Origin of the sequence: Pseudomonas sp. p21, from assembly GCF_001642705.1 — a bacterium.
In the GTDB taxonomy this organism is placed as follows: Bacteria; Pseudomonadota; Gammaproteobacteria; order Pseudomonadales; family Pseudomonadaceae; genus Aquipseudomonas.
The window spans coordinates 184208-196192 of record NZ_LWBV01000005.1; the positions used below are offsets into that span (position 1 = coordinate 184208).

At 63.7% G+C, this 11985-nt stretch carries 10 protein-coding genes; 5 read left to right on the plus strand and 5 right to left on the minus strand.

The window, feature by feature from the left end; all coding sequences use genetic code 11:
- Positions 1–74: 74 nt before the first annotated feature.
- Both A4C63_RS16435 and A4C63_RS25805 read left to right on the plus strand, forming a co-directional pair.
- Positions 75–1916 (plus strand): potassium transporter Kup, encoded by a 1842-nt coding sequence (locus A4C63_RS16435; RefSeq protein WP_063913781.1) that lies wholly within the window; start codon positions 75–77, stop codon positions 1914–1916.
- Positions 1917–2021: 105 nt separating this feature from the next.
- Positions 2022–2384, plus strand: a complete 363-nt coding sequence (locus A4C63_RS25805; protein WP_082888349.1) for a hypothetical protein — start codon at positions 2022–2024, stop codon at positions 2382–2384.
- A gap of 218 nt (positions 2385–2602) precedes the next feature.
- On the opposite strand, the gene A4C63_RS16445 is transcribed toward A4C63_RS25805, so the two are convergent.
- Positions 2603–4228 carry a methyl-accepting chemotaxis protein gene (locus A4C63_RS16445; RefSeq protein ID WP_063913597.1) on the minus strand — a complete coding sequence of 542 codons (1626 nt, stop codon included), beginning with the start codon at positions 4226–4228 and terminating at the stop codon, positions 2603–2605.
- 255 nt (positions 4229–4483) lie between these two features.
- Here A4C63_RS16445 and A4C63_RS16450 point away from each other — a divergent pair, with 255 nt between their 5' ends.
- Positions 4484–4882, plus strand: a complete 399-nt coding sequence (locus A4C63_RS16450; protein WP_063913598.1) for a tetratricopeptide repeat protein — start codon at positions 4484–4486, stop codon at positions 4880–4882.
- 6 nt (positions 4883–4888) lie between these two features.
- Here A4C63_RS16450 and A4C63_RS16455 read toward each other — a convergent pair whose 3' ends face one another.
- The 3 genes from A4C63_RS16455 to A4C63_RS16470 form a co-directional block, all read right to left on the minus strand.
- The gene (locus A4C63_RS16455; RefSeq protein WP_063913599.1) at positions 4889–5593 is read right to left on the minus strand and encodes an SDR family oxidoreductase; all 705 of its coding nucleotides are present in this window, start codon (positions 5591–5593) and stop codon (positions 4889–4891) included.
- An 89-nt stretch (positions 5594–5682) separates the two neighbouring features.
- Positions 5683–6588, minus strand: a complete 906-nt coding sequence (locus tag A4C63_RS16460; RefSeq protein ID WP_063913600.1) for a LysR substrate-binding domain-containing protein — start codon at positions 6586–6588, stop codon at positions 5683–5685.
- 642 nt (positions 6589–7230) lie between these two features.
- Positions 7231–8730 (minus strand): PLP-dependent aminotransferase family protein, encoded by a 1500-nt coding sequence (locus A4C63_RS16470; RefSeq protein WP_063913602.1) that lies wholly within the window; start codon positions 8728–8730, stop codon positions 7231–7233.
- A gap of 78 nt (positions 8731–8808) precedes the next feature.
- Between A4C63_RS16470 and A4C63_RS16475 the strand changes: the two genes are divergently transcribed.
- Positions 8809–10497 (plus strand): NAD(P)H dependent flavin oxidoreductase family protein, encoded by a 1689-nt coding sequence (locus A4C63_RS16475; protein WP_156510888.1) that lies wholly within the window; start codon positions 8809–8811, stop codon positions 10495–10497.
- A 157-nt stretch (positions 10498–10654) separates the two neighbouring features.
- Positions 10655–11131 carry a GNAT family N-acetyltransferase gene (locus A4C63_RS16480; RefSeq protein ID WP_063913604.1) on the plus strand — a complete coding sequence of 159 codons (477 nt, stop codon included), beginning with the start codon at positions 10655–10657 and terminating at the stop codon, positions 11129–11131.
- Here the strand turns inward: A4C63_RS16480 and dapA are convergent.
- Positions 11117–11983 carry a 4-hydroxy-tetrahydrodipicolinate synthase gene (gene dapA, locus A4C63_RS16485; protein ID WP_063913605.1) on the minus strand — a complete coding sequence of 289 codons (867 nt, stop codon included), beginning with the start codon at positions 11981–11983 and terminating at the stop codon, positions 11117–11119. The genes A4C63_RS16480 and dapA overlap by 15 nt on opposite strands.
- Positions 11984–11985 lie beyond the last annotated feature (2 nt).

Below are 11985 nucleotides of genomic sequence, written 5' to 3' on the forward strand. Positions count from 1 at the left end.
CAGAGAAACCTTTCGTGAGCCAGTCCACCGTCGTCGCAAACCAATCCCTTCCCGGCAAGTCCAACCCCATCGGCATGCTCGTCGCCGCTGTCGGCGTGGTGTATGGCGACATCGGCACCAGCCCGCTGTACACCCTAAAGGAAGTGTTCGCCGGGCACTACGGCGTGCAGGCCAACACCGCCGGTGTACTGGGCGTACTGTCCCTGGTGTTCTGGTCGTTGCTGTGGGTGGTGTCGCTGAAGTACGTACTGTTCATCCTGCGTGCCGACAACCAGGGCGAGGGTGGCATCATGGCCCTGACCGCCTTGGCGCATCGGGCGGCGGCGCCCTACCAGCGGCTGGGCAAGGTGCTGGTGCTGCTCGGCCTGTTCGGCGCCGCGCTGTTCTACGGCGACAGCATGATCACGCCGGCGATTTCCGTGCTATCGGCCGTCGAGGGGTTGCAACTGGCCTTCGACGGTATCGAACACTGGGTGGTGCCGCTGTCGGTGGTGGTGCTGGTGGCACTGTTCCTGATCCAGAAGCACGGCACCGCGCGCATCGGCATCCTTTTCGGGCCGATCATGGTGCTGTGGTTCATCGTGCTGGGTGCACTGGGCCTGCACGGCATCGTCCAGCGCCCGGAAGTGCTGCAGGCGCTCAATCCGCTCTGGGCGGTGAAGTTCTTCCTGCTGCACCCGGGCATGGGGGTGGCGATTCTGGGCGCGGTGGTGCTGGCCCTGACCGGCGCCGAAGCACTCTACGCCGATATGGGGCACTTCGGCCGCAAACCCATTGCCCGGGCCTGGTTCATGCTGGTGCTACCCGGCCTGGTGCTGAACTACTTCGGCCAGGGCGCGCTGATCCTCGACAACCCACAGGCGGTGCGCAACCCGTTTTATCTGCTGGCGCCCGAATGGGCCCTGTTGCCCATGGTCGGGCTGGCCACCCTGGCCACCATCATCGCGTCCCAGGCCGTGATCTCCGGTGCGTTCTCGCTGACGCGCCAGGCCATCCAGCTGGGGTACATACCACGCATGTTCATCCAGCACACCTCCAGTGAGGAACAGGGGCAGATCTACATCGGCATGGTGAACTGGGCGCTGATGGTCGGCGTGGTGCTGCTGGTAGTCGGCTTCGAGTCGTCCGGGGCACTTGCGGCAGCCTATGGCGTAGCCGTGACCGGGACCATGCTGATCACCACGCTGCTGGCCTCGGCAGTGGTGCTGTTGTTGTGGAAGGCACCACGCTGGCTGGCCGTGCCGATGCTGCTGGCGTTCCTGCTGGTCGACAGCCTGTATTTTGCCGCCAATGCGCCGAAGATCTTCCAGGGCGGCGCATTTCCGGTGATTGCGGGCCTGGCGCTGTTCATCCTGATGACCACCTGGAAGCGCGGACGAAGGATCATCGTCGAGCGACTGGACGAGAGTTCGCTGCCGCTGGACCTGTTCATCAACAGCCTCAAGGCCCAGCCGCCTCACCGCGTGGGCGGTACTGCCGTGTTCCTGTCCGCCAGGCCCGAGGCGGTGCCTCACGCCTTGCTGCACAACCTGCTGCATAACCAGGTACTGCATGAACAGGTGGTGCTGTTGACCGTCGTGTTCGAGGATGAACCACGAGTCAGCGCTGGCAAGCGCTTTGAGATCGAGGCGTTTGGTGACGGTTTCTTCCGCGTGAACCTGCATTTCGGTTTCATGGAGGAACCCGACGTGCCGTTGGCGTTAAGCCGCTGCCAGCGTGCGGACCTGGAGTTCGGCCCCATGCGCACGACCTATTTTCTCAGCCGGGAGACGGTCATTGCAGGCAAGCAGATGGGCATGGCCCGCTGGCGGGAGCACCTGTTTGCCTTCCTGCTGAAGAATGCCAACAGCAACCTCAAATACTTCCAGCTGCCGCTGAACCGGGTGATCGAGCTTGGCACTCAGGTCGAGATCTGAGTGGCCATGGAGCACAATTCTTCTGTCAGGGCGCCAGAACTTGCAAGGCTGCCACATGTCTTAGAAGCACCTGAGCTCTACCTGCGCCGTCGGAGGCGAAAAAACATGAGAAAAACCCTGGTGGCCGTCTTTGCTTGTGCTCTGGCATTCGGCGCAACGGCATTGTTACCTGCCGATATCTCGCCGATGGGTGCCGCGTACGCCAAAGGTGGCGGTGGTGGTGGTGGTGGTGGCCACGGCGGCGGCAATGGCGGTGGGCATGGCGCCGGTATGGGTGGACACAATGGCAATGGCGCAGGCCTCGCGGGTGATCATGCCGGCAAGGCTACGCGCGATCATGGTGTGAGCGGCAATCACTATGGCAGCTTGCGCAACGATGACAACGGCCGTGGTACTACCCAGTCTGGCATTGCCCACTCCAAGGAGCACAACAAGGCCGGGCGCTCCTCTTCGAAGCATGATCAATAACTGAAAGCACGCCACTCCTGCAGGCACTGCACAATCCTCAAGGGCGGCGCTGAACCTGTGGGAGCGGGCATGCCCGCGAAGCAGGCGACACGGTGCCTGGCACCGGCTGCGCCGGTGTTCGCGGGCGCGCCCGCTCCCACAGGTATGGCGCATTCCTTCGGCTGGGGAAGCCCTTGTAAAGACAACTGCTCCCCCAACAGCCTGATGCCCACCTGACCTCAAACCCTGAACCGCCCCACCAACGCCGTCATCTCTCCCACCAACCGCGACAACGCCTTGCTCGCCTCACTGGTCTGCTGCGCCCCCGCTGCCGAGGATGTCGACAGCTCGCGAATGTTCAGCAGGTTGCGGTCCACCTCTCGCGCCACCTGGGCCTGCTCTTCGGCTGCACTGGCAATCACCAGGTTACGCTCGTTGATCTCGCCGATCGCACTGTAGATACCCTCCAGCACCTGCCCCGAGGCCAGGGTCACGTCCAGCGTCGACTGGGCGCGGCTGGTACTGGTCTGCATCGAGGCCACGGCCGCTTCGGTGCCCGCCTGCACACGCCCGATCATCTGCTCGATTTCCTGGGTCGACTGTTGCGTGCGGTAGGCCAGCGTACGCACCTCATCCGCCACCACCGCAAAACCGCGCCCGGCCTCGCCCGCGCGGGCTGCCTCGATGGCGGCATTGAGCGCCAGCAGGTTGGTTTGCTCGGACACCGAGCGAATCACCTCCAGCACCTTGCCGATATCCCGCACCTGCCCGACCAGTTGCTCCAGATGCGCGCTGCTGGCCTGGATCTCACGCGTCATGGCCTCGGTGCCGTCGATGTTGTCGCTGACTTGCCGGCGGCTTTGCGCTGCCAGCTGGTTGGATTCGCTGGTGGTCTGCGAGGTGGTGATGGCGTTGCGCGCAACCTCCTCCACGGCTGTGGTCATCTCGGTGACAGCGGTGGCGGCCTGCTCCAGTTCCTGGCCCTGCTGGCGCAGGTTGTTGGCGCTTTCCTCGGTGACCGTATTCAGCGCCGTGGCGGCTGCATCCAGTTGCCCGGCACAGCTGCTGATCTGCACCAGGGTGTCGCGCTGGCTCTGCTGCATGCGCTCAAGCTCATGGAACAGCTGGCCGATCTCGTTACTGCCCTGCCCCTGCACCGGCACGCTCAGGTCGCCGCCGGCAATGCGCTGGAAGTGCCGACCGGCTTCGCGCAGCGGGTGCAGCACGCGCTGGGCAATAAAGGCCCAGCACAGCGCCGCCAGTAACAGCGTCACGCCCAGTAGCGCCAGGCTCAGCAGCTGCGCGCGCGCCAGGCGCCGGTCGGATTCCAGCATGATCTGCTGGCCGCGCTCACTCAACGCGCCGACCAGTTGCTGGCGCAGCGCCTGCAACCGGCCCATGGCGTTGCCGGCTTCGGTGTTGACCTTGAAATACTGCTCGAGCGAACGTTGACGGGTTGCCTCACGCTGCCCGGCGACTGCCTTGGCGTACTCGCCATAGGTGGCCTGCAGCGCGGTTGCCAGTGCGTGCAGTGCAGGCTCGCGGGCGTTTTCGACAAACTCGTCCACCAGCTTCTGGCTCTTGTCGTTCAGCTCGACCGACAGCGCCATGCGCTTGTTGGCACTTTCCTCATGGCCACCCTGTTGCTCGATGAAGCCCGAGGACACATTGGCGCTGGCGCGAATCGCCATCAGCAACGCATTGTTCAACCGGTCCGACTGGTGCGCGGTCTGGTCCAGTTCGGTGATCTGCTGGTCGCTACCCACCGCTGCCCGCCAGGCACTGACGGTGGAAAACAGCAGGGTCAGGCTGAACAGCGACAGCACCCAGAACATTCCGGTGCGAATCTTCAGGTTGGCAAGCATGCGGGCAGTACTCCTTGTTGGCACCACTTCTGGTCGATGATTCGATGGTGGGTGTGCTGCTATCGGAGGTACTGACGCAGGCTTGAGGCGCCGGAATGCGGTTTTGGGCGGTAACCGAACAGATGTTGCCAGGGCAAAGGGCGGGGAACAGGCAACAAATTGCCCAAGCGGGAACTTCAACGCTCCACTTCGGTCGATAGCATCCCCTCGCCCTCCAGCCAGGGGCTTGCCCAAACCCTGCCGAGTCTACCGCCGATGCCCAGCACACCTGTTCTGTCCGCCTTGCTCCTGTTGTTCAGCGCAATCACGGCACCAGGCGCACTGGCCGGCGAGCGCTCCGCGCCGGCACGCAGCAACCATGCCTCGACCGTGCTGATCGAAACCGCCTCGCAACAGTATGCCGACGGCCAACTGGACCAGGCGGCAGCCACCCTGGAGCGCGCGCTGCACATTCAGCCGAACAACCCGGCAACCCTGCACTACCTTGGCGTCCTGCGCCTTCAGCAAGGGTTGTACGAACAGGCCGAAACCCTGGCGCAGCGCTCCAACCTGCGTGTTGGCAACAATCACGCACTGCGCAGCCGCAACCTGCAGCTGATAGAAGCCGCGCACAAGGCCCAGGGCGACGGCGTGCTGCCGACGGCTGCGTACTGAGGGCGGTCAGACGCTGCGCGTCAGGCCACCATCGACCTTGATGTTCTGCCCGGTGATATAGGCAGCCCCGTCGCTGGCCAGGAATGCAATGGTGGCGGCAATTTCCTCGCTGGAGCCATAGCGCCTGAGCGGTACGCTGTCGCGCCGCTGCTCAGTGGCCGGCAGGCTGTCGATCCAGCCAGGCAATACGTTGTTGATGCGCACGTTGTCCACGGCATAGGTGTCGGCGAAGATCTTGCTGAACGCCGCCAGGCCCGAGCGGAACACCGCCGATGTGGGGAACATTTCGTTGGGTTCGAATGCCCAGGCGGTAGAGATGTTGATGATCACTCCCCCCTTCTGCCGTTGCATGACTGGCGTCACCAGGCGTGCCGGGCGGATGACATTGAGCAGGTAGGTGTCCATGCCCTTGTGCCAGTCTTCGTCGCTGATCTCCAGGATCGGCGCGCGTGGGCCGTGACCGGCGCTGTTGACCAGCACATCGACGCGCCCCCACTTCCCGACCACGGCATCCACCAGGCGCTGCAAGTCCTCGACCGACTGGTTGCTGCCGGTAACACCGATACCGCCCAGCTCCTTGGCCAGTGCTTCGCCCTTGCCCGAGGACGACAGGATGCCGACCTTGAAGCCGTCGGCAGCCAGGCGACGTGCCGCTGCTGCGCCCATGCCGCTGCCACCGGCGGTGATGATTGCTACCTTTTGCACAGACATGTTGCCTCCTTCGACGATGTAACCCTGTGTTTGCAAGTGCATTCACACTAGCAGCCACACAGGTGCGCAGGGAGGCAGCCGGACTTCGTCTAGCCAGTAGTTTTTCTTTCGTCAGCCTGAGCCTTGAGCCACGCCCTGACGATTTGCAGGGCCGCTGACGGCTGCCCCTTGCGCGGCCATACCAGGTAGAACGCCTTGTCCAGCCGCAGTTGCTGGGGGAACACCTGCACCAGCCGGCCGGCGGCGATATCGTCGCTGACGAAGGCATGGCTGGCCAATGTAATGCCCTGCCCGCCTATGGCAGCTTCGATGGCCAGCGAGGTCTGGTTGAAGCGCACGGTCTTCGCCGTGGGCGTCGGGTGGCCAGGGAACACCGCAGCGCAGAACTGCGGCCAGAAGTTGTGCGCATCGTGCAATGCCACATAGCGCTGCAAGGCGGCAAAACCCTCAGGCCAGCCCACGTCTGCCAACAACGCCGGGCTCGCCACCGCGATCACCGGCGGCTCCATCAGCAACTCGGCGTTCAGCCCAGCACCGAACGGCGGCTGGCCATAACGCACGGCCAGGTCCACACCATCGGTATGAAAATGCGAAAGCCGGTCGGTGGCCAGCACCCGCAAGTCAATCTCGGGGTTATGCTCGGCAAAGTGCCCCAGCTTGGGGATCAGCCATTTCGAAGCAAAGGTTGGCGTTACGCTGACCGTGAGATGGGAGGGCGCCGGACGCAACAGCCGCGTGGCTTCGTCGATCATCGCCAAGGCACTGCGCACGCTGGTGCTGTAGGCATGCCCGGCATCGGTCAGGCCAAGGCCGCGCGGCAAACGCTCGAACAGGCGAACCTCCAGACCGGCCTCCAGCCCACGAATCTGCTGGGCAACAGCGGCCTGGGTGACGCCGAGCTCCTCGGCGGCCAGGCGGAAGTTCAAGTGACGCGCCACCACTTCGAACACCCGTAACGCATTGAGTGAGGGCAACCCGGGAAAACCTGCAGGCATGGCGATGATTTTTCTATTGGCTGCTCGGCAGCATTGCGCCGAGGCTATCCTCATCGGCCGAGGAAGTCGATGCTTTGTCGGCGGACAGAGCCCAAAGGAGTTGGCATGCCCGCCATCAATGCATTCCGCCACTACGGCCTGCTCGACCTGTCTTGGACACAACGGCCGTTGCGGCTGACCGCGCTTGCCGAGCAGGTGCTCGCTGGGCAGGCGCACTGGCTTGACCACAACCCTGCGCAGCGCTGGGTGAAGTGCTTATCGATGCCGCGGACAGGCCCTGGGTGGTCAGCGAACAAGGCTAGGTGTGGCAGCGCAAATAGCCCGCTCAAGCCTGATCAGGTAACGCGGTGGATGGCACCGGCGTTGCCGGTGTTCGCGGCGGTTCGACGCCTCGACATGCCCGCTCCCACAGGAACCGAGGGTACCCGAAACCTGCACCATACCTGTGGGAGCGGGTTCACCCGCGAAGCAGGCGACACGATCTATGGCACCGCGTTGGATTCTTCGCGGCTAAAGCCGCTCCCACAGGGTACGCGGACTGCTTGCGGTTTCAGTTATCTACGCGACAGCGCAGCCCAAAGGGTTGGGCCAGTTCCCACAGGGATTGCGCTAGCTTTTAGAGCTTGAGCAAGACCGTTGCGCCTACAGGGCCGATGTTGCAATCGCCTTCGCCGCTTGCGCCAAACGTTGCGTAGCCAGCCGGATTTCATCCATGTCCAGCGAGGCAAACCCCAGGCGCAAGGCATTTTCCGCATGACCGAACGGCGAAAACTGCCGGCCACTGCGTACCACCAGGTCCAACTCCAACGCCTTGCCAACCAACTGATCCACATCGATCCCGTCAGCAAACCTCACCCACAGCGCCAGCCCGCCTTCCGGTGCCTTTACAGCTACCTGCTCGCCAAAGGCATCGCGCAAGCAAGCCAACAGAGTCTCCCGACGCTGGCGATACTCCCGCGCAACCCGACGCAAGTGCTTCTTCAGCTCGCCATCATTGATCAAGTCTGCCAGCATCTGCTGCATCACCGCATCGCCCTGCCCCAGGGTCAGCGTCGCCCTGCGCTCGAGCACCACGGCCACCTCCGCCGGCGCCACGATGAAACTGCAACGGAAGGTACTGCCCAAGGACTTGGACAATGAACCAATGTAGATCACATGCCGCTGCTGACGGTCGCTGGCCAGCGGCAGGTAAGGCCGCCCGGCAAAGTGATACTCATGGTCGTAGTCTTCCTCGACCACGCAAAAGTCGTGCTGCCGCGCCAGCTCCAGCAACTGCTGCCGGCGCCCGGCAGGCAGGCTGACCGTGGTCGGGAACTGGTGATGAGGTGTGATGTACAGCATGCGCACCTTGTGCAGCCGGCACAGTGCATCGATCTGGTCTACCCGGCAGCCCTCGTCATCAAGGTCCACGGTGACCAGCCGGGCACCCAGCTGGCGGAAGATCTCCCACGCGGGCGGATAACTCAGGCGCTCGACCAGCACAACGTCACCAGGCTTGAGCAGCACGCTGGCCACCAGGTACAGCGACATCTGCACGCCCTGGGTCAGGCAGATATGCTCGGCGCCAACGTTCAGGCTGCGATTGTGCCGCAGCATGTCGGCCAAGGCGCTGCGCAGGTAATGGCTGCTGCACGCGCTGCCATGGCGCACGGTGTTGGCGGCGAAGCTGTTGCGCAAGGCATTACGGTAATAGCGGTGCAGAACGGCCTGCGGCAGCAGGCGGTGGTCACAGGCGCCGTTGTCGAAAAACAGCGCACCCGGCCGATCCTGCTGCGCGGCAGCCTGTTCGTTGGCCGTGAAGTAGGCAACGGCAGGCTCCTCTGGCAGCACCAGGGCAAAGGGCCGCGCTGCATCGGGCTCGGGCAGGGTGCCAACCGCCAGTTGCCGACTGACGAAGGTGCCGCGGCGTTGCACGCTTTCCAGCCAGCCTTTGGTCTCGGCTTCCTCGTAGGCGAGGATCACCGTCTTGCGATTGACGTTCAGCAGTTGCGCCATTTCCCGAGTGCCGGGTAACGGCGTGCCGGGGCGCAAGCGGCCCTCGGTGATCGCGGCGACCAGACCCTCGACAATCTGCCTGTACGAAGCCTGCGGCTGCGCCCCGTCGAGCTTGAGCAGCGGCTGCCATTTGCGAAGCTGGACCATGTGAATTAACCAAAACTGGAGGTTCTACTGGTCCTGGACTATAGCAACAATCGAACCTCCATTTGCCCCGAGGTGCTCATGCAAAACCGCCATGTCATTGAATTGTCGCCCTCGGGCAAAACCTTCGACGCCAGCCAGGAGTTGCTGCTCGATGCCATGCTCGCCAGCGGCCTGCCGGTACCCTTCTCCTGCCGCCGCGGCGCCTGCGGCTCGTGCAAGGTCAAGGTGGTGTCGGGGCAGTATCGGGACAAGCAGCGGGCGGCAGACACGCCCGCGCCCTGCTACCCCCTGGCCGCCGACGAAATGTTGCTGTGCCAGAGCCACGCCTGCAGTGACATGTGCCTGGAAATTCCTGGCTGGTCCCTGGAAACCCCGGCACTGGAAGTTCACGCACAGGTTCATGGCAAACGCGAACTGAGCGCCGATATCGTCGAACTGGTGCTGCAGCCTGCTCAGCCCTTGGTGGTACGGGCTGGCCAGTACGTACGCTTCCGGCTCGACAACGGCGACAGCCGCTGTTTTTCCATCGCCAACCTGCCCGCCCAGGACCAGGGGCAACTGGTTTTTCACATCCGCAAGGTCAGTGGGGGCCTGTTTACCGAACGCCTGCTGCCAACCCTGCAAGCAGGTGACACCTTGAAGCTTGAAGGGCCGGTGGGTGCCTGCACCTGGCAGCACGAGGACCAGCGCCCCCTGGTGCTGTTCGCCACCGGTACAGGTTACGCCGGCATCAAGCCATTGCTGCTGACCGCCCTGGCAGGTGATGCCGAGGTCACGTTGTACTGGGGCGGCAGATCGAACGCAGACTTCTATGACCGTGAATTTCTCGACCAGGCCTGCCGTGCACACGCTCACTTTCGCTGGCACCCGGTGCTGTCGGACCAGGCGCGGGTGCAGCAGGTGGCGCTGGCCCAGGCCCATCGCTGGGCCGACACCCAGGTCTATGCCTGCGGCAATGCTGCGATGATCAGCCAGGCTCGCGAGCAGTGCCTCGCGGCAGGCCTGCAGCCCCATCGCTTTGTCGCCGAGGCTTTCGTTGCCAGCGGCGCACTGGTGCCCGAGGCTTCAACGGCCAACCCATTGCACCCGGTGCTGGAAAAAGTCGGCCCGCGCTACTCGCTGGACGGCATGCTCGCGGCCCGAGAGCAGTCAGTACGGGCCGTGGCGGCGATCGCCAGCCAGCTACAAGTCGGCATGACCACCGCCCAGGCGCTGGAGATGGCCGCGCAGACCTTGCAGGCGATGGGCGCATCGCACACCTGGCACCCGACCTACATCCGTTTTGGCGACGACACCGTGCGCACGCCGCGCCAAGGCATTGATCTGCAACGTGTATTACGTACCACGGATATCGTCGTGGTCGATGTTGGCCCGGTATGGGATGGCTATGAAGGCGACTATGGCGACACCTTCGTGTTTGGCCAGCACGACCTGCACCACGCCTGCGTCAAGGCACTGCATGAAGTGTTCGACGAAACCCGCCAGGCCTGGGGGCGTGGCCTGACCGGGCGCGAGCTGTATGACTTCGCCGAGCGCAGTGCCCAGGCGAAAGGCTGGCAGCTGGAACGCAACCTGGCTGGGCATCGCATCGCCGACTTCCCGCATGTGCTGTATGGGCAGGACAAACTGGCCGAGGTGGAAATCGTCCCGAGTGAGGTGGTGTGGGTGCTGGAGATTCAGTTGTGCCACCCTACCGAGCCGGTCGGGGCGTTTTTCGAGGATATCCTGATCGGCGAAGCCAGGCCGGTCGTGGCGACGGCAGCTTGAAACAACCGTCAGGAAGCAAGGTGCGCGTCAGGCTCAGAACCAGGCGCGTAGTCAACCTTGGACGCTCCAGCGCGCGGTGAAGTCATCCTGGCTCGCTCCTTGATCCAGCAACAGGTTAAAGTTGGCAACAGGACAATACCAGACACGGACGACTGCCATGCACATACGCAAGCTCACCCCTGACGACCTCACCCATGCCAGCACCGTGTGCCTGGATGCCTTCATGCAAGCGGTCGCGCCCTCGCTGTCGGCACAAGGCATCGAAACCTTCACCAAGGTGGCCGCGCCCCTGGCGTTTGCCGAGCGCATGCAGGGCGACAACCTGATACTGGTGTGCGTCGTGGACGGTGTCATCACGGGGTTGATCGAACTCAAGGAAGGCCGCCACGTGGCGATGCTGTTCATTGCACCAAGGTGCCAACGTCAAGGCATCGGCGCGCGCCTCATGAGCGCCGCGCTTGAGCATGCCAGGGCTGAAGTCGTCACCGTCAGGGCATCGTTGTCTTCGGTGCCGGCCTACCAGCGCTACGGTTTCAACCTGGCAGGTGAAGTGGGCGAGTTCGCCGGACTGACCTACCAGCCGATGGAAATGCCCTTGCGGCCACGTGCTGCAGCCGCCTCAGGCGCCGAGTGAGTCCAGCACGCCTTGCAGCTTGCCCCGGGTGGTTTCCGTGCAGGCCTGCATGGGCTCGCGCAGCTCGTCAACAATCAGCTCTTGCATCTGCAATGCCGCCTTTATCACGGCCGGGTTAGGCTCGGCAAAGGCCATTTTCATCCACGGCAGCAACTGGTAGAACGTCCCTCGCGCGGCTAGCCAGTCGCCATGGTCGACCTGCTGCAACATGCGCACGTACAGGTCAGCCCGCACATGCGCCGAAGCCGAAATGGCCCCCGCACCGCCCAGGCACAGGTTGTTGAAGATCTGAACGTCCTCACCGGCCAGCACCTGGGCGTGGCCGTCCTGGATCAGGGCCATGGTGGTCTCGCTATCACCGCTGCAGTCCTTCACCGCTGCAATGCGCGGGTGGCGCACGATGCGGCGCAGGGTTTCACGCTCGATGCGTACCCCGGTACGGTAGGGAATGTCGTAGACGATCACCGGCACGCTGGCGGCCTCCGCCACGGTGCTGAAGAACGCCTCGATGCCGGCCTGCGAAGGCCGGATGTAGCACGGTGCAGGGACCAGAAGCCCGCCAATGTCACGCTGCTGGATTTCGGCCTGGAAGGCCAACAGTTCGCGCAGGTTGTAACCCGACAGGCCCATCACCACCCTGCCCGGCTCCACCCAGGCCAGCACAGCGTCCAGCACGGCCAGTTGCTCGGCCTTGGACAGCGCCGCCGCTTCGCCCGTGGTACCACAGACCACAAAACCGGCGACCCCGTCTTCGAGCAGCTTCTTCACCAGTTTTTCCAGGCCAGTAAAGTCGATTTCATTGGCGCGCAATGGCGTGACGAGGGCGATCCAGATACCACGGAAATTCGACATGC